At 33.6% G+C, this 22,703-nt stretch carries 21 protein-coding genes; all 21 read right to left on the reverse strand.

The features are described 5' to 3' along the window. Positions 1–18: 18 nt before the first annotated feature. The 21 genes from JHD79_RS14100 to JHD79_RS14200 all read right to left on the reverse strand — a co-directional run bounded on the left by JHD79_RS14100 (position 19) and on the right by JHD79_RS14200 (position 22,689). Positions 19–186, reverse strand: a complete 168-nt coding sequence (locus JHD79_RS14100) for a hypothetical protein (RefSeq protein ID WP_199119948.1) — start codon at positions 184–186, stop codon at positions 19–21. Positions 187–191: 5 nt separating this feature from the next. Next, positions 192–1,325: an NAD-dependent epimerase/dehydratase family protein gene (locus JHD79_RS14105; protein ID WP_199119949.1), complete on the reverse strand. Its 1,134-nt coding sequence runs from the start codon at positions 1,323–1,325 to the stop codon at positions 192–194. Positions 1,326–1,331: 6 nt separating this feature from the next. Continuing rightward, positions 1,332–1,937: a DapH/DapD/GlmU-related protein gene (locus JHD79_RS14110; protein WP_199119950.1), complete on the reverse strand. Its 606-nt coding sequence runs from the start codon at positions 1,935–1,937 to the stop codon at positions 1,332–1,334. Then, on the reverse strand, positions 1,938–2,741 hold the full coding sequence (locus JHD79_RS14115; protein WP_199119951.1) for a glycosyltransferase family A protein: 804 nt from the start codon (positions 2,739–2,741) through the stop codon (positions 1,938–1,940). Next, positions 2,720–3,802, reverse strand: a complete 1,083-nt coding sequence (locus tag JHD79_RS14120; RefSeq protein WP_199119952.1) for a glycosyltransferase — start codon at positions 3,800–3,802, stop codon at positions 2,720–2,722. Before JHD79_RS14120 ends, JHD79_RS14115 begins: the two co-directional genes overlap by 22 nt. A gap of 14 nt (positions 3,803–3,816) precedes the next feature. Further along, positions 3,817–4,761 carry a nucleotide-diphospho-sugar transferase gene (locus JHD79_RS14125; protein WP_199119953.1) on the reverse strand — a complete coding sequence of 315 codons (945 nt, stop codon included), beginning with the start codon at positions 4,759–4,761 and terminating at the stop codon, positions 3,817–3,819. An 11-nt stretch (positions 4,762–4,772) separates the two neighbouring features. Next, a complete protein-coding gene (locus JHD79_RS14130; protein ID WP_199119954.1) occupies positions 4,773–5,657 on the reverse strand; it encodes an FkbM family methyltransferase in 885 nt (294 codons plus the stop codon). A 180-nt stretch (positions 5,658–5,837) separates the two neighbouring features. After that, entirely contained in the window at positions 5,838–6,881 is a 1,044-nt protein-coding gene (locus JHD79_RS14135; RefSeq protein ID WP_255533906.1) for an EpsG family protein, read from the reverse strand. A gap of 55 nt (positions 6,882–6,936) precedes the next feature. Continuing rightward, a complete protein-coding gene (locus JHD79_RS14140) occupies positions 6,937–8,172 on the reverse strand; it encodes a glycosyltransferase family 2 protein (RefSeq protein WP_199119956.1) in 1,236 nt (411 codons plus the stop codon). Beyond that, positions 8,169–9,668: a lipopolysaccharide biosynthesis protein gene (locus JHD79_RS14145; RefSeq protein WP_199119957.1), complete on the reverse strand. Its 1,500-nt coding sequence runs from the start codon at positions 9,666–9,668 to the stop codon at positions 8,169–8,171. Before JHD79_RS14145 ends, JHD79_RS14140 begins: the two co-directional genes overlap by 4 nt. A 1-nt stretch (position 9,669) precedes the next feature. Beyond that, positions 9,670–10,173 carry a DapH/DapD/GlmU-related protein gene (locus JHD79_RS14150; protein ID WP_199119958.1) on the reverse strand — a complete coding sequence of 168 codons (504 nt, stop codon included), beginning with the start codon at positions 10,171–10,173 and terminating at the stop codon, positions 9,670–9,672. Between the two features lie 362 nt (positions 10,174–10,535). After that, positions 10,536–11,216, reverse strand: coding sequence for a formyltransferase family protein (locus tag JHD79_RS14155; RefSeq protein WP_199119959.1), 681 nt, complete (start codon positions 11,214–11,216; stop codon positions 10,536–10,538). 1 nt (position 11,217) lies between these two features. Next, positions 11,218–11,889, reverse strand: coding sequence for a hypothetical protein (locus tag JHD79_RS14160; protein WP_199119960.1), 672 nt, complete (start codon positions 11,887–11,889; stop codon positions 11,218–11,220). An 11-nt stretch (positions 11,890–11,900) separates the two neighbouring features. Continuing rightward, positions 11,901–12,971 carry a DegT/DnrJ/EryC1/StrS aminotransferase family protein gene (locus JHD79_RS14165; RefSeq protein ID WP_199119961.1) on the reverse strand — a complete coding sequence of 357 codons (1,071 nt, stop codon included), beginning with the start codon at positions 12,969–12,971 and terminating at the stop codon, positions 11,901–11,903. Then, positions 12,971–14,059, reverse strand: coding sequence for a DegT/DnrJ/EryC1/StrS aminotransferase family protein (locus JHD79_RS14170; RefSeq protein ID WP_199119962.1), 1,089 nt, complete (start codon positions 14,057–14,059; stop codon positions 12,971–12,973). The genes JHD79_RS14165 and JHD79_RS14170 overlap by 1 nt, the downstream gene beginning before the upstream one ends. Positions 14,060–14,064: 5 nt before the next feature. Beyond that, positions 14,065–15,090 (reverse strand): polysaccharide biosynthesis protein, encoded by a 1,026-nt coding sequence (locus JHD79_RS14175; RefSeq protein ID WP_199119963.1) that lies wholly within the window; start codon positions 15,088–15,090, stop codon positions 14,065–14,067. Between the two features lies 1 nt (position 15,091). Next, positions 15,092–16,195 (reverse strand): Wzz/FepE/Etk N-terminal domain-containing protein, encoded by a 1,104-nt coding sequence (locus JHD79_RS14180; RefSeq protein ID WP_199119964.1) that lies wholly within the window; start codon positions 16,193–16,195, stop codon positions 15,092–15,094. Between the two features lie 27 nt (positions 16,196–16,222). After that, positions 16,223–17,512 carry a nucleotide sugar dehydrogenase gene (locus JHD79_RS14185; protein WP_199119965.1) on the reverse strand — a complete coding sequence of 430 codons (1,290 nt, stop codon included), beginning with the start codon at positions 17,510–17,512 and terminating at the stop codon, positions 16,223–16,225. Between the two features lies 1 nt (position 17,513). Continuing rightward, the gene (locus JHD79_RS14190; protein ID WP_199119966.1) at positions 17,514–19,967 is read right to left on the reverse strand and encodes an SLBB domain-containing protein; all 2,454 of its coding nucleotides are present in this window, start codon (positions 19,965–19,967) and stop codon (positions 17,514–17,516) included. 46 nt (positions 19,968–20,013) lie between these two features. Further along, complete coding sequence (gene gmd / locus JHD79_RS14195) at positions 20,014–21,150, reverse strand: GDP-mannose 4,6-dehydratase (RefSeq protein WP_199119967.1); 1,137 nt, start codon at positions 21,148–21,150, stop codon at positions 20,014–20,016. Between the two features lie 261 nt (positions 21,151–21,411). After that, positions 21,412–22,689, reverse strand: coding sequence for an MFS transporter (locus JHD79_RS14200; protein ID WP_233164711.1), 1,278 nt, complete (start codon positions 22,687–22,689; stop codon positions 21,412–21,414). Positions 22,690–22,703 lie beyond the last annotated feature (14 nt).

Consider the following 22,703-nt stretch of genomic DNA (forward strand, 5'->3'; position numbering starts at 1 on the left):
ACCCCCCACCCCCGACAACTACACTATGGCTCGATCGTCGGCAGCGTCAGATGTGTATAAGAGACAGTAATAAGATACATTTGCACCTAATTCTTCTAATTTACGTTTGATCTCCTTTTCTAAATTAAAGGTTTGTACAGAGAAAAATATTATATTTTTCCCATAAATCTTACTTCTTAATGTCATAACGCCTACTTGTACAGTCCTTTAGCTTTCATCTCTTCAATTGATCTGGCATATCTATCCTCCTGCACTTCTTGTGTATCAACCCAATCAGTAAATTGTTTCAATCCTTGGTCGAAACTGAACTTAGGTTCAAAGCTCAATTTGCTTCTTATTTTGGTTAAATCTGCATAGTTATGGCGTATATCACCCAAACGATAATTTCCACTAATACTTATTGGCACATCGATCCCATAATTACTAATTAAGCCTTTTGCGACACTAATAACATCGGTTGCTACCCCTGTACCTACATTAAAAACTTCTCCATTTGCTTCCTTCTTTTCTATCCCCAGAATAGTAGCGTCAACAACGTCGTCAATAAAAACAAAGTCTCTGGTTTCTTTTCCATCCTCAAAAATATTAATGCCATTCCCATTTTTTATCTGTGTAGAAAATATAGAAATAATGCCCGTATACGGGTTTTTTAGCGATTGACCAGGACCATAAACATTTTGATAGCGAAATGCAACAGGAGCAATACCGATAGTGGGGCAAACTGTCATTATCATTTGCTCCTGATTTTGTTTAGTAATTCCATATACTGAAGAGGGATGTATTTTAGAATCTTCATCTGTTGCTACTAATTCCAGAGCTGCAGACCCCATATATTTAACCTCAAAGTCACCCTTATCCATATATTCTGCGGTGCGGTGCTTTGGATAAACAAATCCTAATTCCCTACTTTTATATTTTCCTTCACCGTAGATTGATCTCGATGAAGCAATTACAACTTTTTTAACTTTATTTGGCTCATTAGCTAACAAGTCTAAAAGTATAGCTGTACCATTAATATTAACATCAACATATTTCTGTATTTCATACATAGATTGACCAGTCCCTGTTTCTGCTGCATAATGAACAATTATATCTTGTCCTTTGATGGCTTTTTGCCAGTCAGTCTTAGAGGTTACTGAACCTTTGATAAAATTAACTTTATCTCTTATGCTCAAATAAAGAGGTGAAGTCTTTTCAGCATTTTCACCATGAATTTGTACTGAAAGATTATCAAGTACAGTTATTCTATAACCCTTGCTGATTAACTTTAAAGCTAAATTGCTTCCAATAAAGCCAGCCCCGCCTGTGATGAGTATATTATTCATTTATATTTAACAATTTATTTTAATTCTTTCCCAACGTTGAGATTCAAAATTGTATTTTTTTATAGGCTTTGCCGGAGATCCGACTGCAATGACATTTGGAGGTAAGCTTTTCGAAACTACCGAGTTTGCTCCAACTATAGTACCAGTTCCAATTGTCACACCAGGGAGAACAGATACAGATTCTCCCAACCAAACGTTATCTTCGATAATCACAGATTTTGCATATAGAGGTCTGCTATGAGGAATTGAATTGGGGTTTGAATCATCTTCATCTCCTGTATAACTCCCGTGAGAACAATCTGATATATATATTTTGCTAGCCAAAAGGACATTGTTACCGATTGTCACATTTCTCATTGCTGTAATATGTACATAATCGTTCATTTGAAAGTTTTCACCGAAGAATAATGTAGCATGATTATTTTTTGGATAAGCCTCTATTCTACAACCCACCCCCGTTGTAAATCCTTTAGAAACCCTAATGAATCTTCTACCTCTAATATCCATTGGAAAACGAATTATACGAGCATCTTTAAATATAAAAAAGGTCCTTATTTTACAATAAACAAGAGATAGTAGCTGTAAAAATGAATATCTTCTAAATAACTTCATTTATCTAAATCTAACAATTAAAACTCTTCGAAGATATTTTAATAAAGAGAATGAAATGGTAAACAAATATAATCCAGGATTAATCCAACCCTGTTTATAAACAAACTTTAAATTCTTTAATTCTCCTTTTTCCATTTCTTTCAAATTAGCACTCAAGCCACTTTCACCAAAGCCTGATTTACCATCTCCAAAAACAATTAGATTTGTATTTAGGAAAAAACAGTTAAATTCTTTTGCTACTCTCATAAAAAAATTACCTTCTTCGGCATATCTCTGACTTTCCTCAAAATAACCTATTTTATCTAAAATTTCCTTTTTAAAAAGAACTGTAGAGGGTTGAAAATAGTTTTTAAATAATAAATCTTTAAACTTTATCCTAATTAAGTGCCCATCTCGTTTGTTTTTGAAACCAAATCCATCAAAAGAAGTGCCTAAAAAATCAATATTATCATTAGCTTCCAAGTAGCTAGTTTGTATTTCTAATTTTTGAGGTAGCCATGCATCATCCGCATCTAAGAAAGCGATATAAGCTCCTGTAGTAATTTTTAATCCCGTATTACGTGCTACAGATACTCCACCATTTTTTTGATTGATTAACTTAATGTCCCAATTTGAATAACGCGAGATAAAGTTATTTACTATATCAATAGATTTATCCGCTGACCCATCATTTACAATGACAATCTCTATAGGTCCCTTATAAGATTGATTTAATATAGATAATATTGATCTTTCAATACTATTTTCAGAATTATACATAGGTATAACTACTGATATTTTTTTTAATTCAATAGTCTTTTCCATTCCTCCAAAATACTATCACCAACCCATTTCTCGCTCGCGAGATAAGCTTGATTTCCGAATTCCAACATTTTCTCTCGATTTTTAATCAGCTCCAAGGTAGACTTTTTTAACACTTCAAAAGAATCCATCTCTACCAAAAAACCATCTACATTATTTGTTATCATGTCTCTTGGTCCTGCAGGACAATCGTAGCTCACGCATGGTACACCAAATGACATTGCTTCTAAAATCACCATTCCAAAACCTTCCGATTTAGAAGTTAACAAGAAAAATGAAGCATCCTTGTAATAATCTTCTACATCCTGCTTTGGCTGAAGAAGCTTAACATATTTTTCTAATTTAAGTTCTTCAATTTTTTTCGAGTATTGAGGCTTAAGGTTTCCATCGCCAACAATTTTCAACTGCCAATCTAATATTTGATGATCATGAACAATTTTATCCCACAAGTCTATTAAAATCCATTGTCTCTTAGCTTCCGTCATCCTACCAATTGTAATGGCTATTTTTTTATTTTGCAAGCTTTTGGAGTAATGCAGATCCGACTTGAAATGTGGAATGTACAATGAAGGTAAGCCTATTTCCTTATAGAGCTTTGTATCGGTTTTAGTTGGAACAACATAAGTTTTTGCCTTAGGATATAACCATCTTTTAAGTTTCTTATATATAGCATTGTAAGCATCTATGCCACCATGTTCCGTAATAATTACCTGCTTATCAATTCCTTTTGCTAAGTGAAATTCTAAAACGTTAAGAGGATGGGCAATATAATAGTAATCAAACTCCTTATTTGACAAGTATTTTTTTAGCTTCTTCTTACTGCTTATCAAATTCCGTCCCGCTTCTATTACCCTATTAACCTTACTGTTTAAATCAAATTTAATCTCGTTATCCAAACTTTCTAGTTTCACTCTAGAGTTTAATGGATAGTGACTAAAAACATCGTCCTTTACCAGAATAGTAACATCTAGGAATTCTGAGAACTTGTTAGCTAAAGTCGCGATCACCCTTTCAATTCCTCCTGCTGGAGTCATGCTGCTAAAGTAAAACAGAATTTTCTTCATATACTATAAAACGACTACTTAGAAAAAGAGAGGTAAAACTTCATCATTCTCTTATATAAGGCCCTGAGAGGCTCATATAAATTAGTTTTAAATAGTATGCTCTTAATTTTTACTGAAAAATAGGCCTCCTTATATTCTTCCCATAATTTAGCATTCATTACTTCATTGTCTACGATTTGTTTTGGGTGAACTAAAGTGTCAATCGACATCTTTCCATATTTAAAGAAAATGTTTTGATTATTAGTTGAATGAGCTCCATTAACACCGATGTTAGATGTTAGATTCGCAAAAGGCGTTATAACAAATCCTTTTTCGTTCATTATCATGTATACCATTTGATAATCCCAAGTATCTAAGACACCTTTATTAATAATATTTAAATTAAACTTCACACCTTCAATTGCAGCTTTATGATATACACTTCTTATATCTTTATCATTTAATCTGGATATATCAATATTATCAGCTTTATAATTTGCCCATCTAGTTCTCCAAGTAGCCCATCCCCAAGGATAAAACCCACGCGAGTAAAAATAAGAGTTGCTAGTTACTTCTTGTCCAAATTGATTGAATCCATTTATCGCCTTAATCATATTATTATTACGATACCTATCTAAAAGTGAATCACAAAATGGGAAAAACTCTTCATTAGGTATAACATCATCCTCGATAATTATCCCTTCAGTTTCGTTCTCAAAAAACCAATCGATAGCCTCTATGATAGCTGTTTTGCAACCTAAATTATTCTCTCTAAAAAGAGTGAAAACTTCGCATTCCCAATCCACATTGATAGCGATTTCTCGTACAGACTTACAAACTTCATCCTCACCATCTACGGAACTTCTCGAACCATCTGCTGCAACATACAGTTTTGGTGGTTTGGCTTTTCGAATCGTTTCAAAAGACACTTTGGTTTCGTCTATACGATTAAAAATTAAATACAAAACAGGACTTGTCATTAGATTTTAGTTTATATTTTATTTTTCCTTATTTGTATCTTTTCCCCGAATTTCAATCTTTCATTTACGAACTCTAAATTGCGTATATAAATGGTATTGTATGAACCAAAGCTCTCAACCAAGGTCAAAGCTCTTTCTAAGGGATTGTAGGTATAAGGCAAGAAACCTTTGTCAGTCAATTCTTTATGGATCAAGGCCTCATCATATCCATATCTCTCTCCAGAGCCATTTAATTCAATTATTATAGCTTTTAAATTTTCATTTTTTAACGTTTCCAAAGCCCCATTTAATACTTCTGTTTCATAACCTTCAACATCAATTTTTAAAAGCAAAGGGATATCTTCGCCTGTTGCTAATATATCATCCAATGTATTTATATCTACGGTAATAACATCTTTATCTCCTTTAACTGCTATATGGTTAGTCGTATCAAATGCTGTTTTAGTAAAGTCAATTTTTCCTTTCTTAGAACCCAATGCAATGTTTAAAGGCTTGACATTCTGCAGTCTATTAACTGAAATATTATCAAGTAAATTTAAATAAGTAGATGGCATGGGTTCTATTGAAATAGTATTAGCCTCAATTTGTGCTGACGCTAAAATTGTATAGCTTCCTATATTAGCTCCAATGTCAGCAAAAAAGTCACCTCTCCTAAGAAAATGGAGTAAGAAAAACATTTCTTGGTAATCGAATAGACCACAATATAAATTACCTGACGCACCCGTCATTCCTTTTTTGATAATCAATTTACTTTTTTCAGTAAATTGATAAATTATAGGGTACGGATTCATAACACTATTCAGCTGCCACTTAATAAACCTGAGAACAGCAGCAGTTTTATTATACTTATTCATTGGGTGAGTAGTGATAAATTTAATTGTTGAAAATAAGCTCATAGTATATATATAAATTGTAAACAGGAATTTTAATTTCTTTTCAATTTAAACAAATCAAATTTAGTTAATAGTTAAGGTTTGTCTATCAAGATCTTGATTTTGCATTTATGTGTAATCTTCACTTAACTAGCTACGTTCAAAATAAACAATTACATTGTTATTCCTATCCGGCTGTGATGCTTAATATGTACTAAATATACTATGATATATGTATGTTTCGAAACTCATATAACCTAATAACTTGTAAAAAGCCATAGCTGAAAATATCGATGTAATAAGTATTCGAGTATTTAAACTCTTTATGGCATAAAGCAAATTTCCAGCTAAGAGTAATTCAAATATAGTGAAGTAACTACTCAAGCGAGCACCAATATCGGGAGATATAAGATAAGAACTTAGATAAATCCCAAACCCAAACAAGTATATATTAAAAAAATAGTGAGTATTTGGCAAATCAAACATTTTTCGCCCCAAAAAGAGCACAACAAGCACAATAACAGAGCGTTTAGCTATTCCTATGTAAAATAAACTCATTATATTATCAATTTTTTCCTGTTGGCTGGTATAAAAATCAGCACTTTTAATTGTGTATAAGGTAATCAGCTCAGAAATAGATTGCAAGAACAAATTGCAAAGAAAGAAACCAACAAAACAAAAAATCACCGTACGAATTTTCATTTTTCCTCTTGGCAAAAAATAAACTATGAGAAAAGCTACGGCTGTACCATGGAAACAAGCAGCAAGTACAATACAAACTATAAAAGGAAATAACCGCCTTTGAATAGCAAAATTGATACTAAAGCATGTAATTGCCAATGCAACCCCCTGCCTAATTCCGCTTAAATTTAAGTACAAAAATAAATCTGAAAAAAAAATTAGCAGCCCAACACACAACAAAACACTGTTTCTTTTTAGAAAAAAAAACATCAATGCGAGTGCAAATGCATTAATTACAAATATGAAAAAATTGAAATGTAAACCAAGACTTGCGAAAAGATTATTTAAAAAAGCATAGCCAATTTCTAAGTTTTCTGTTGATCTATTTCCATTATAAAAATCGTAATAGGCATCCCAGTCTGTACCTACTTTATGTCGCAGCGACACTAGTAAAAGCATTATGGTTAGAACTACAAAAGAAATGTAGTGGGAATTTTTTCTGTTTATGGTTATCGTATCTACATAAGTAACTACAATAATAAAAAAACCAATAATCAAATAAATCATATAATATATTTCTCTGGTAGAATGATGTGCTAGCTAGCCTATAATTTTACCAATACTATATTTCCCCTTCAACTTTAGCCAAACCTAGCTTATAGTTTACTTGCCGTTGTTTTATATTATCAGTTAAGGCATTCATTGCTCGAGTAATTTCGGGCAAACTTGTTAAAGTATCCATTCTCTTTAATCCAAGATTGATACAAAGCCTATTATAAGCTCTAAAGAATAGATTTCTTTGTATAAAAAACTTTATATAATGAAAAAATGTAGATGTTATTTCAACTGAAAAATACCTATTATTTAACTCACAGTCATTAACAATATGATGGTATAAATAACTTCTTAAACTAAAATCTGCATTTAATATCTTCCCGTATAAACTATGCCTATTAAATTTTTTAATTAAATCCTCACGGCCTAATTCTTTTAAAGCTGCAAAGCCCGAGTCGGCCCAAATAGTTTGCACACAATAAAATCGTGGCACATACTCACTCCAAGTATAATCTCCCCTATTTTTTAAATGTGGAATATCTTCTATTTTTTTTGAATTGGATTTTTTTTGACCTTCAATAACGGATGTGCTTACTCCGCATACACCTGGTATTGTTATAGGATAATCTAAAAAAATAAGTCTTTCAATTTTACAAGCTAATGTTAACGATGAATAAATATCTGGGCTTAAACCTTTTAAATATTCTCCGGTCTCAGCTTTTAAAATCTCAAAGAATTTCCTCTTCACAATACCATGATATAATCTAGGTAGTTTATAATTTGCATAATTAGTGCAACCATTTTTCATAAACCTTTCCAAAGATTTCCTGATATCAACTAGCTCCGCATTACCATTAAATGGTGTAATGGTTAGTGTGCTTCCTGTCATTTTTGTAAATAGCGTATCAGGTGCACCGGTACCTTCCCACCGGTAATTTGCAGACATGCTTCCAAAAAGTGCATCTATATCATTTTTCAACGCCCACTCCGTAACTTCAATTATGTCAGGGTTAATCCCATCATCATCACCTATCATACAAACATATGTACCTGTTGCCAAGCCCATTGCTCTATTAAAGTTAGCGATTGAACTTGTCGGCGAATTATCATAAATGTATCTTACTGTATTACTACTATTTAAGTTCTCAACAAATATCCTTATTTTATTGCTATCACTATTGTCTGCTATTGCTATTTCAATGTTATCAGAATTTATTGATAAGATTGACTTAATGGCCTCTATACAATAGGCTTCTCTATTTCTTGTTGCAATAACTATTGATAATAATGGTTGATTCTTCATTTTAATCCACTTGATTTAGTTGATAGGTATTTTTTTATCTCATTTATAGAAATGAAAAAAGGAAATGTAGCTAGCAAAGTAATTACAAAACAAACCCCAATCCACAATAAGTTTAAAATTCTATTTTCTTGAAAAATATTGGGAATTTTTGATAGCCCAAAAACAATCAAAGTAATTAAAACTAAGGGCAAACACAAGCGCTTAATCAAAATGTCTTTTATAAATGAAAGATTTAAATATTTTTTATTTATAAAATACAGATACACAAACGTTGTAGTTGTTTGAACCAGGCAAAATACACTTGCTGCACCAATCGATCCATATTTCTTGGTAAAAAGAATATATCCAGGTATGGTTATAATTAGACTAATGATTCCCATTATATTATTAATCTTCGTATTCCCGTTGGCGATCGCAATATTGTAGGGTAGCATTGCTATAGCCAACATTCCGTAAGAGAAGAGAACTATGGGGACAATTTGTTGTGTTTTATGTGCAATTTCTAAATTCCCTGTCCATATCCATATTAAATCTTTCGCAAAAAAAGACATTACCACCATAATAACAAATATGAAAATAGAAATTACCATAGATGATTTTTCAAATAGTAATGATGCTTCATTTTTTTCTTCAAAAGAATAGTGAGCTGTAAAACGAGGTAGTAGAGCAGTAGTGATTGGATTTACCAAAACGATTAATCCTTGTGAAATAGAAACTGCTAATGTATAATATCCCAAATTTTCTATAGATAAGAACTTACTTATAGAAATTTTATCCAGTTGGGTATTGAATGCAGCAACAACAGCTATAAGCATCATTCCTCCTGCAAATTTACGTACATTGCGAAGTATCTTTCTATCTATTTTAAAAACAAATGAACCCAATTTTTCGCCAATCTTTTTCTGCAAAGAGAGCTTAATAAGTATGGTAAACAAAATACTAGAAACAGCTTGCCACATAAAGAATAAATCTAAACGAGGATAAAAATAAATAGGCAAGAGTACTAAAGCATTTCTAACAAATCCCCAACCAATTTGATATAGATTGGCTTCAACTTGTTTCTCCATCCCTAGCAGACCACCCATATAAAATCTAAACAAAAACTGAAAACCAACTTCAAAGCTTAAAATTTTAAAAAAAAAAGAAATCTGGTCTGTAGAAAAATATTTTACATCTATCCAATTGATTGCTATAAAATTAGAAGAAAAGAATATAATACTTATACAAAGTAACACAACAATATAATAACAGGCTTCTAAGGTATTGTATACTTTTCTTTTCTCTAGAACACTCGTATCTTTTCTTGCAAATTCTCTTGATAAAGTAGCAGTGAGGCCTCCATCCAAAATAGCCATTATTCCTGCTATCATCAAGGCAAAACTAATTACCGAATAACTCTCAAATCCCAAAATTTTAATATAGAGAGGAATAAATAAAAAGTTAGACAAAATACCCCAAAATCGTCCAATTATGTTGGCGAAAATGTTTTTCTTCATGCTATCTATTTCTAATAAACTTTACAGGAACACCTCCTACAATTGAGAAAGGTTCAATATCTTTATTAACAAATGAATTAGCTGCAATAATAGATCCTGTACCAATTGTTACCCCTTTACCTATCGTACAATTAGCAGAAATCCAAACATCATCTTCGATAACAACTCTTGATTCGACATTTTTCTGTTTAGCCATTGGTATGCCATTATTTTCCGTACCATGATTAAACGCAATAATTACAACATTGGGTGCGATCATTACATTCTTTCCAATTAATATACCTTCTGATGCTCCAGATAAAATACAGTTGTGGGCAAGAGACGAACCTTCTCCTATAGAAATTACTCCCTTCAAATTTACATTAGAAGCAATGTAAACTGATTCATGAATATCAAAACCTCTTTTTCTATAATACTTAATACGAAAACTGGAAAACTCCTCTTGTAGATTTACAAGAATTGATTTTTTTAAATAACTAAATACATTTTTAATTTTCCCCAGCATAAAACTTAAAGTAAAGTATCATTATATTCAAGTTTTGCTACCTGATTGTTATAATTAAATATCATAGTATGTTTATCCTTACTCTTAGCAATTTCTCTATTTAAAGTTACAGTAAGACCACCATCAGCAAAATCTATAATTGTTAGTATTACGCATAAAAATTTATTACAGCATAAGCTTTAAGCCCTAAAATTTTAATATAGAATGGTACAAAAATAATACTGAAAAAATTCTCCAGATCTTACCAACATAATAGCCAAAATATTTTTACCATCACATTAGCAAACCTAATTCAAGTCTTCTTATAAATTTATATCCCTATATAGTTCAGAAATTTCGCATTTTTTTATACGTAATCCCTATTAATTTCCTCTTGGAACATAGGAAACTTCTTGAAAGAAGAGTTTATTTCCTTTACTATCTTCCAAATATGCATTTGGATAAGGATCAGTCAAACATCTAATGAAATCATAGATTTCTTTAAGATTCATTTGTTGCAATTGCTCTAATGTTATTTTACTTTGAACTTCAGTGCGTCTTTTAAAATAAGAGCCCAAGGTAGTGTCTTGTTCTTTTGGCACAATATCAACGTAATTATCAAAAAAAAGATTCAACATCTTGATTGAACTACTAGTTATATTTTTAAAAACTTCGGTCATGTTTTTACCTGATAAATCCAAATCTTCTTGGAGCCAAATTTCACCCGCGTCTAATTTAGTTGATGATAATGTCATTAAACTTACCTTTGATTCTTGAACTCCATTGATTATCTGATGTTGAAGAGGCGAGCCTCCACGAAAAAAGGGTAGATTTGAAGGATGAATACCCAAGCACTTAAATTTTTCTGTTGTTTCTTTAGGTATAATCCAACTCCAACCTATAAATAAAATTAAGTCTATATCTTCTGGGAAAAAATCAACTTTTTGAATATATTCTTCGTGACTTCGAATAGTATCAACAACGAATACTTTAGAATGCAAATTTACATTTTCAAATATTCTGTTTGCCCAGTCACGATATCCACACAAAATAACTTTAGTCATTTTATTTCTTTTTAAATTCTACTTTTTTAATGTAAAGTCTTCCTACCTCGTCTTCTATATAACCATTATGGTAGGGATCTTCGAGACATCTAAAAAAATTATACAATTGTTCAGTGCTCATCTTTAAAAGCGTATCCTTTGTTAGACAACTGTCTTCAGGTTTACGTTTTTCCCTAACTAACTCTTCAACTTCCCATTCTTTCCATACAATATTCGGATAATCATCCAAATATCTGTTAAATAAAACTTTACTAGTTGTTGTCATTTGCTCCAAAATATCTTCCATATTTCCAGAAAGATCTAAATCAACTTCATGAGAAAATGATGTATTATGAGTGTGTGCTCTTGCTGAATTTTCGTCAAATGTAAAGTTAAAAATCCTATGCTTTGACCGAGTTATCCCATCTATTATTTGCAATTGAATAGGTGTACCATAAGAATAACGATCTAGTTCTGCACAATGAACCCCAATAGCTAAAATTCTTTTTGTCACATCTTTTCCCAATTCCTCACTCCATCCACAAGAAACAATCAAATCATAGTTCTCCAACTTCAAATTTAGCAATTCTTCGTGTGTCGTACACAAGACAATTTCTGATACTTTAGGGTGTTTTTTTACGGATGGAAATACTTTAAGAGACCAATCTCTATATGCTAGAAAAATTACTTTCATAGTTTTTTATTTTATATGTATTTATTTTTAAACCACCAACCCGAAGGAATTGCAATAAATTTTTTCATAAACTCATTTACCCCAGGTAAAACAGTCATATTATTAAAAACAGAATAAATATTATTATTAATATGTACTCCTGTTGCGTAAAATCCCCTTTCCTTAAATTCTCTTATGGCCGTTTTTTTATTTTCACATAGGGTGCCAAAGACCCAGAAATTAGGCTCAGAACCTTCTATTTCTCCTAGAGACTGAATTGTAGCAACGTTCTCAAATTTATTCTTCCAATTATTAGCATTTGTATTTTGAACTTGTAGCAATTCTTCAATATCATCCATTTGTTTTATCCCTATAAAAGAATTCAATTCGCTCATTAAGCCTCCATATCCTTCTAATTTTATGTCGCAGGCTGGATTAATTTCATTATCTTCTGTTCTAAATTCTCGCCTATCAATTCCATAATCTCTTATTAATAAAGCTTTTTGGTATAACTCCTCATTATTAAATACAATTGCACCACCATCAATTGTATTTGGCAATCTTACTGTTTGAAAAGAGAATATTGTAATATCTGTTCCAACATTCCCCAATCGATTACCATTGTATTTTGATCCAAAAGCCTCAATACCATCATCTATTATAGGTATGCCATATTCTTTTCCAATAGCATTTATTGCACTTATATTGCCTAAATATCCGCAAAAATGGTTATGAAAAATAGCTCTTGTATTTTTAGTGATTCTTGCTCTCACACTATCCGGACAAAGGCTTCCAAATTTAGGATCTATATCAGCCCAAATTACTTTAACACCTTTAACAGCAAACGGTTGATTAGACGCCAAACAACTTACTGGGCTTGCTATTACCTCGTCATTAGCCTGTAACCCTAGGGTAGACAGAAGTATAAGCATTGCTATATTATAAGAATTTACTGAAATTACGTAATTACACCCTACAAAGTCTTGCAATTTATTTTCGAACATCTTTCCGTACTTACCATATCCTAATTGCCCTGAATAAAGTATTTCATTTATCTCTGCTCCAATATTATTAGGCATATATGGTTTATAAATTGGTATCATTACCAGCCTTGTTTTACTAAAGTAACAATTCTTTCCCTATCTTCTTTAGTAATCCACCATCCGCATGGGATATGCACCATTTTATTATAAAACCTGTCCAAATTTGGTAATTCGCTTGGAAAATCGTTTAAATAAGCATGTAAATCATTACGTTTATGAAGCTCAGAAGCCATAACTCCATTTTCTGTCATCATTTTAATAAATCCAGCTCTATTTTCAACTTTGAGTGTATATAACCAATATGACGGCTCCGTATCTCGATAATAATTTAACAGCTCAACGTTTTTGACATTCTTTAGCTGTTCGTCAAAAAATTTACCATTATCGATATAAACTTGTATTAAATTCTCGATTTCAGCAAGTTGTGTAATACCTATTGATGCATTTACATTGTTCATATGATATTTATAACCTTGAATTTGGATGTTATTATCCATTCTTGTTAATTTTTTATCAAGTCCGAACCACCTTATTATTTTACCTTTTTCATATAAGTCTTTATCTAAAACCTGTAGAGCGCCGCCGTCAATAGTTGTTAGGTGTTTTATTGCTTGGAAAGAATATACTGTAAACGGGAAATGATTTCCTGCTCTTTTGTTTTTATATTTTGAACCGAGTGCATGTGCAGCATCTTCAATTACTGGAATTTGATATTTCTCTGAGATTTCAGTTATCTTTTTTACGTCTACAGGTACTCCAGCATAATCTACGACTATTATGGCTTTTGTCTTGGAATTAATGACTCTTTCAATTGAATCTGGACTTATATTACCTGTTTCATAATCTACATCTGCCCATCTAATTTTAGCCCCAACCATTTTAATAGCTACATTTGTTGGCTCGGCTGTTAATGCGGTACTTATTACCTCATCACCCTCTTTAACACCGGCTAAAATTAAAGCTATATGCAAAGCAGCTGTTCCTGAATTTAATGATAAGGTATAACCTCCACCGATATATTCTGCAAATTTTTTCTCAAATTCATCAACCACTTCGCCTTGAGCAACATAGCCACTATACAATACTCTCTCAAGCATTGGCATCAAAATTTCTCGGGGTGGAATACTTGTTTTTACTAACGGCAACATAGATTCTATTTTTTTTTGTAAGAGGCGAGCTCTTCTTTAACATAATCCAATGTTAACAAGAGTGCTTTTAACTCCTCAATAGTTAACCTCTTTGTGTTATCCGAATTATACTCATTATCAAGAAGTTTTGGTCCATCTTTTTGAACATACTTGGTATAGTTCAAATCTCTAAAATCGGCGGGTATCCTATAAAAGTCTCCTAAATCATCTGCTTTTGCCATTTCTTCTTTTGAGCATAATGTTTCAGACATTTTCTCCGCATGGCGTTCCCCAATAATTTTTATTTCATTATCTGCATTAAACAGTTCTTTTAAGGCTTGCGCCAATTCAGCGATAGTTGATGCTGGTGACTTTTGAACAAAAATATCCCCAGGTCTCCCCTTTTTAAACGCAAACAACACTAATTCTACAGAATCCTCCAGAGACATCATGAAGCGTGTCATTTTAGGGTTCGTGACGGTTAATGCTTTACCTTCTTTTATTTGACTAATAAATAATGGTATAATTGAACCCCTTGAACACATCACATTACCATATCGAGTGGCGGTATAAATAGCCTCTGCATTTTTAACCCTAGAGTCGCGAGCTTTAGACACCGCTAGTTTTTCCATAAATGCCTTGGATATTCCCATCGCATTTATAGGATAAACCGCTTTGTCTGTACTTAAAACAACAACCCTTTTAACGTCGTTTCTAGCTGCAGCCTCTAGTACATTTTCTGCTCCAAGAATATTTGTTTGTACGGCTTGCATTGGATAAAACTCACAAGACGGCACCTGTTTTAAAGCTGCCGCATGAAATACAAAGTCGACACCTAACATGGCGTTATTAATACTATCAAAGTCTCTAATGTCACCCACTATAAAATTGAGCTTATCATTTTTATAACTGATGCGCATATCTTCTTGCTTTTTTTCATCACGGCTGAAAATTCTAATTTCTTTTAATTCAGAATTCAAGAATCCTTTAAGCATTGCATTCCCAAAAGAGCCAGTTCCTCCGGTAATTAAAAGCGTTTTATCTTTATACATATTAGTTTAAAATTTGTTTAAAAAAATATCTTACTAAAAGGATAATTATACTGATAAACATAGCTAAAGTTCCCCCGATAATAATTCCCTTAAACTTTCCAAGCCTTTCTTTTTGCAATGGAAAAATTGGCTCGTCTACCACCTGTATTAAAGGTGCTTCCTTCATCAATGCCATTTTGGACATTTCTAAATTCTTAACCATTTCTCCTAATACCGCCCTATTTGTTTCCGCAGAAAATTGCGCACGCTGTATTGGAACTGCTCTTTGAACTTGTCTTGTTGGATTAGAATTAGGTGTTGCATCCGCAACAGCCACAGCTGAATATATGGCACCATTCATAACTGCCCTTACGGAGTCTGTTTTATGTTGTAATATCTGGACATTATCTAAAAATTTTTTTGTTTTGGTTTGGACATAAAAGTCGTTAACATTTTTCACCAATTCCTCATTGAAGCGTTTGGCAAATACTTCATCGCCAGATCTTATATCTACCTTAATGATACTCAATTTCTTATCTGGTTTAGCTACACTTAAATTACCTTTTACAATACCTCCAATGATTTCACTTATTACACTATCCCTTAACCTTTTAACTTTAGGATCAGCTATTTTTTTGTTCAAATCGACCATAGAAAAATGTAAACTTTTCAGTTCCGGTTTTTTCTCCCATCCTTCTCTTAGCTTGTTCATTTCAATATATTTTTCTATCAAGGGCTGTTTGGTGACGCTATCTACAGGACTAAACAACGTCTTTTCTATCATCGTACGAGACTTGTAGAGTTCTAAGATATTATCTCCCTGAAATATACCACCTCCCCCACTCCCCCCTAAGTCTATACCCATCATAGACGCTACTCCTGCATAAGCTCCTAAGCCCCCACCTTTTTCGCCACTTTCCAAAACAAATGTTGTAGTTGCAGTATAAATAGGTTTTTTCATAAAGGAATATGCCAAACCTAAAGCCCCCCCCAAAATACACACTATGACAATTGTCCATTTTTTGCTCCAAAGGTATAGCCACCATTCTTTTATTTTAAGAATAAGCTCCTTCAAAGAAATTTCATCATCTTTCCTATCATTAAGCTTGTCTAAATCGTTCTTCATATTTAATGATAATAGTTTTAAGTATAACTATAGCCTGGCATCTACAATATTTCTATCCAAAAAGGCCTTAGTATCAAAGATAATGGTTTCTTCTCTTGCCTTTAATTGCAAGTAGTCTAAATGTAAAAATTCTGAATGACCTACTGCTAAAATGATACTATCGTATTTTCCTTCTAACTGCTTAGACAAGACTATGCCATACTCATCTAAAACTTCCTGGGAATTAGCATGCGGATCAAAAACATCTACATTAATTCCAAATTGCTCCAATTCATTATAAATATCTACTACTCGTGAATTTCTAATATCTGGACAATTCTCTTTAAAAGTAACACCAAGTATGAGGGCTCTTGCATTTTTTATAGCTTGTCCATGATTAATCATAAGTTTAACTACTTTATTGGCAATAAACATTCCCATGTTATCGTTTACCCTACGTCCAGATAAGATCACTTCTGGATGATAACCTAATGATTGCGCTTTATGTGCTAAATAGTATGGGTCTACCCCTATGCAGTGCCCTCCCACTAAACCTGGACTAAATTTTAAAAAATTCCACTTTGTAGCAGCTGCTTCTAAAACATCATTGGTATCTATCCCCATCTTGTCAAAGATTAGAGCTAATTCATTTACAAATGAAATATTAACATCTCTTTGGGCATTTTCTATGGACTTACTTGCTTCTGCTACTTTAATAGAAGGTGCTTTATGTGTTCCTGAAATAATAATACTTTTATAGAGCTGATCCACAAATTCTGCTATTTCTGGTGTTGAACCAGAGGTCACCTTTTTAATTTTAGTTAGGGTATTAACCTTATCTCCCGGATTGATTCGTTCTGGTGAATAGCCGCAAAAAAAATCTTTGTTGAATTTAAGTCCCGATCTATTTTCCAATACAGGTACGCAATCTTCTTCGGTGCAACCTGGATAAACCGTAGATTCATAAATGACTATATCTTCTTTTTTTAAAATACTTCCTATCATTTCTGATGCGATTAGCAACGGAGCAAGATTTGGTGCCTTAAATTGGTCTATTGGAGTAGGGACTGTGACTATGAAAACATTACAATCTCTGAGCAAGGATAGGTCATCTATAAATCGCAATCTAGCATTATATCCATCTGGAGTAATTGCATTTTTAAGCCTTAATAAATCAGCCTCTTTAGTAATATCTATGCCCCTAGACAGTTGTGTCACTCGCTGGGCATTAATATCAAAACCAACCACCTCATATTTAGTAGAAAATTCGATAGCCAATGGTAAGCCAACATAGCCCAAACCGATTATAGCAATCTTCGTATTGGATAGCGTTCTCAACTTATCTTAATAAACTTACTATAATTGCAGCTACTGACGCTATACCTGTCCCTATTCCTATCCAGCCCTGAGCCGTAATTTTTTCTCTTTCAGCCCTAACAGGTACTAAAATTTCTGCACCTGGTTTTACTTTTGGGTAATTATTAAAAAACAAGAACTTCTTCGCAGATTCAGCAGAACCATTTGCATATTTAATATAAGCACCACTTTTTTTGGCATTACTCGTATATCCCCCTGCTCCGCTAATGTATTGCTTAAAGCTTTTACCAGGCATATATACAATGCTATTTGGGTTCAAAACTTCACCAGTCACCTTAACCGTTTGTAGTTGCTTAGGGACACGTATAATATCACCTTCTTCCACAATTAAATCATGCCTAGACAATGGTTTATCCAAAATTTTGACCAAGTTGATTCCGACAAGATCAGATTGCACTAGTTTCTCATCGATTTTCTTTTCTTCACCCTCCTTGGTTTTCTCTTGAACCCTTTCCAAATTGAGATATTTCTTTTCCTCTTCCTCTTTATTATTGATGGCATTTTTATCACTTGGATTTACTTTTTCTGCCCCAGGTCTTTTTAAAGACGCTCCCTCTGGATAAGCAAAAGAAGTCAGCCCACCAGCTCTTTTGATGACATCAGAAATTCGATAATCCTTACTTGTAATGGTATATAAACCCGGATATAAAACTTCTCCTTCAACTTTTACCTGCTTTTGTATGGTATATCCCTCAGAATTTCGAATAGAAATGATATCAAAAGGTTTTAACTCAAATTTATCTCCGAAAATTTTCAGATTTTGGTCTACGCTGACGACAAATAGCTCTGCCGTTTGTGAAGACAAAGAAGTTGCATCTGAATTCTTCGCCCTTCTAGAAACTTCTATTCTGCTAGGAGTTGCCCCTTCTTTGAAACCTCCAGCCATCTGTATCACATCTTCTAGCTTAATATTATCTGCATATTCGAAGGTTCCTGGCGCACGTACTTCTCCTTGTACAGTAATCGTATACTCCTCCCTAAGATCGAAAATAGAACTAATAGTCACTTTATCCTCTCTAGTTAAAGGAATATCTTTTTCTTCTCCAGAAATAATTTTAGCCACGTCAAAGGAAATGAAGTACTGCGTTTTATCGGGATTTAAACGATTGATGTATCCCCTATTTAAGAAAGCATCTTCGGTTATTCCATCCGCTTTCTTTATTAGCCCAACAAGTGTCAAGCCTTTATCCAAGGCATATACTCCTGGCCTAAATACTGAACCGATAATTTCTACTCTGTTTTCAAAGCGATCGAGTATTGCTTCTACAATAAATTTATCTCCATTCTTAGGTTCGTAACTAGCATATTGCGAAGAAGGGACATCCTTTATTCTTCTTTCCCTATTGGTATTTTGAAAGGTCTTAATTTTAGCGGTATAAGCTTCTGCGGTAAATCCTTTAGCAAAATTGATGATGTCTTGTAAAGTTTCGTTAGGTTTTATCTCAAAAATAGCTGCTTCCTTCACTTCTCCTGATATCTCTACTCTTTTATCGTAGGCGGGAATATTGATGACATCTTGGTCTTGTAAACGAATATTACCCTGCTGAATGCCCTTAAGTAAAAAGTCATACACATCTATAGTGGCAATAGCCTTATTATTTCTAATTAACTGAATGTTTCTAAAAGTTCCATTCTGTGAAGGTCCACCAGACACATAAAGCGCTCTGTAAACGTTAGCTAAAGAGGGCAAGGTATAAGTACCTGCCTTTACTACCTGCCCTGTAATAGTAACCTGTATACTTCTTATATTTCCAAGATTAATCGCTACCGAAGTCCGCCCTGTCCTTAATGAAGGGTAGGTCTTTGACATTGAAGTTCTTATTTTTGAGCTTGCCTGTTCAATACTCAAACCTCCAACCGATATCCTTCCTACATATTCCAAGTTAATTACACCCTCTGGACTTACCTGTAAATTGTAGGTGCGTTCATTATCTCCTGTAAGATCTATAATCAACTTATCGTCAGGACCTATGATGTAGCTTTTTGGCGTGGCGATTCTAAGGTTAGGTTCGAAAGTTATACTACCATTTTTAAACAAATCTGACCCAAATATTTTAGACTGTATTTCTCCATCATCTTCTTTCTTCTGATTGGCAATAGAACCACCGACAGTAGTTTCACTATATTCCCTACCAGTACCAACCGCAGGTTTATCCGTTGTTTGTACACCTGCACCTTGCTTCTTTAATTTTTCTACCCTAGCCTTAAACTTTACAAGTTCTTCCTGCTTTATACCTTTAGATAAAGCTACTTGAGCTAATTGTTCTTCGCTCGTATAACCCATAGATTCTGCCTGCTTTACTAACTGCAGTATTTGTGCATCAGAGAGTTCATCAACTTTAATATTTGAACCCAATTGGGCAAAAGTTGAAATCGTAATGATGGCAAGTAATATGGAAAAGAAAATTTTTTTCATAAAATATTTGGCATATACCCTTTGGACTTATTTCAAAACAAAAAAATTATTCAAAATAATTTAACGTTTTATAATTCCCTTGCTTCAGATACTCATCTTTCTTCATTAAATTTAGATCAGACTGCATCATATCTTCAACTAGAGTTTGTAAATTATATTTAGGATTCCAATCTAACTTAGTTTTTGCCTTAGAGGGATCTCCCAGTAGCAAATCAACCTCGGTAGGCCTAAAATATTTAGGGTCAACTTTAACAACAGTCAAGCCAATTTTCAAAGTTTCCAGATTTAAACCTAACTCGGTTGCTTTGTCCGTATCTATATCAATGATTACACCTTTTTCATTCTCATCCTTCCCAGAAAACTCTACGGTAATTCCAAGTTCAGCAAAGCTAATTCTTACAAAATCACGAACAGTGGTGGTAATCCCAGTAGCGATGACATAATCTTCAGCTTTTTCTTGTTGTAGGATTAGCCACATCGCTTCTATATAATCTTTAGCATGTCCCCAATCTCTTTGGGCTGAAAGATTCCCAAGATATAAGCAGTTTTGCAGACCAAGTGCAATCTTACAGGCCGCTCGCGTAATTTTTCGTGTAACAAAGGTTTCTCCTCTTAATGGACTTTCATGATTAAATAAAATCCCATTACAAGCATACATATTATAAGCCTCTCTATAATTGACCGTAATCCAATATCCATATATTTTGGCCACAGCATAAGGAGATCGTGGATAAAAGGGGGTTGTTTCACTTTGAGGTACGGCCTGTACCAAACCATAGAGCTCTGAAGTCGAGGCCTGATATATTTTTGTCTTATTCGTCAAGTCTAAAATGCGGATCGCTTCCAGTAGCCTTAAAGTACCAATACCATCGGCATTGGCTGTATATTCTGGCATTTCAAAACTTACCCGCACATGACTCATCGCAGCTAAATTATAGATTTCGTCTGGCTGCGTTTCCTGGATAATCCGAATAAGATTTGTAGAATCAGTTAAATCTCCGTAATGCAGTTTAAAGTTCACATTGCTCTCATGTTGATCTTGATAAAGATGATCAATTCTATCCGTATTAAACAATGAAGACCTTCTTTTTATGCCATGCACAAAATAGCCTTTTTTCAGCAGAAACTCTGTTAAATAAGCACCATCCTGGCCGGTCACTCCCGTAATAAGCGCAACTTTCATTTATATTTTCAGTAAGACTTTATGCGTGCAAACATACACAATTAATTTATTTGTAATAAAAAAGTTGTATTCAGTTTCTGAGTCATTTCCTGTCCTTTTTTCTCAATTAACCTTCAATATACATCTTTTTATGACTGGCAATATACACAACTTGTTACAACATAGGGCCATGCTAACCTACATTTCTTTGATTGCTATAAGCAAGAATTATAGATGTACTATATATTTGCATGTCCAATTGTAATAAGAAGTCAAATTAGATTATTGGGACCGCCTATGTATATCGTTCAATTTTAGTTTTGTTAATGATTTAGTTTTAAACCATGTGATTACAGCAATGCCAATGGTCATGCTCCCACCAAACACTACTGCAGGCACAGTTCGCATTAATTTTGCCGTTAGTCCTGATTCCAAAGCGCCTATTTCATTTGAAGATCCGATGAACATGCTATTTACCGCTGAAACCCTTCCCCGCATTTCATCTGGGGTAAGCAGCTGCATAATGGTTTGGCGGATAATGACGCTTACACTATCGAAAGCTCCCTCACAAAACAGGAAGAACAAGGTAAGGTAAAAACTCTTAGAAAGCCCATAGCAGATAATGCTTGTTCCAAACCCAACAACGGCGATTAACAAGTTACGCCAAGGGCGGTTCATTGGAGAAAATCTGGTCATTAACAACATGGTCAGTATAGCTCCGGTAGAAGCTGCCGCCCTCATAAAGCCCAAGCCTTCAGAGCCTACGTTTAAGATGTCGTTTGCAAACACAGGCAATAGGGCAACAGCCCCTCCAAAGAACACCGAAAACAAATCTAGGCACATCGCTCCCAACATCATTTTATTTTTAAAAACAAACTTCAGACCTACAGATACACTCTGAAAAATATTCTCTTTAGGGATATAATGTGGGTAATGTTTCTTTAAGAAGAATATACAGATTAAAGCAATAAAAATGAAGGTAAGGATAACAATATAGGTTGCAGTTATTCCAAAAAAACCATAAACGAGCCCTCCTGTTGCCGGTCCTAATATGGAAGCCATTTGCCAACTGGAACTACTCCATGTGCTTCCATTTGGATATAGCTTTTTAGGTATAATATGTCCCATTAAGGAAAAGGTGGCCGGACCGAAAAAGCCCCTAGCCAAACCAATGCAAAAAACCATGGCATACATAATGGGAACGATATAGCTTGTGGGCACGTAACCGTGCATTTGCCTGGATGTAGAAACCAACATAATGGCCGAGCACAAAAATACAGCAAAGAAAATCTTCAACAACAACCCTCTCTTTTCAGATTTATCAGCTACATAACCACCATATAATGCGATGCTTATTGCCGGAATAGCTTCACACAATCCAATCAGTCCCAATGCAAGCGGATCCTTTGTTAAATGATAAATATGAAACCCTATCACAACAGCTTGCATCTGATAGGCAAAGGTGAAGAAAAAGCGCATACTTATATAAGATCGAAACTCTCGATAGCGTAACGCAGCAAAAGGATCTTTTTTTTCTATTGGTTCAGGTTCTAAATCCAAAATTTAAGGTTTAA

Origin of the sequence: Pedobacter sp. ASV28 (assembly GCF_016428855.1) — a bacterium.
GTDB lineage: Bacteria > Bacteroidota > Bacteroidia > Sphingobacteriales > Sphingobacteriaceae > Pedobacter.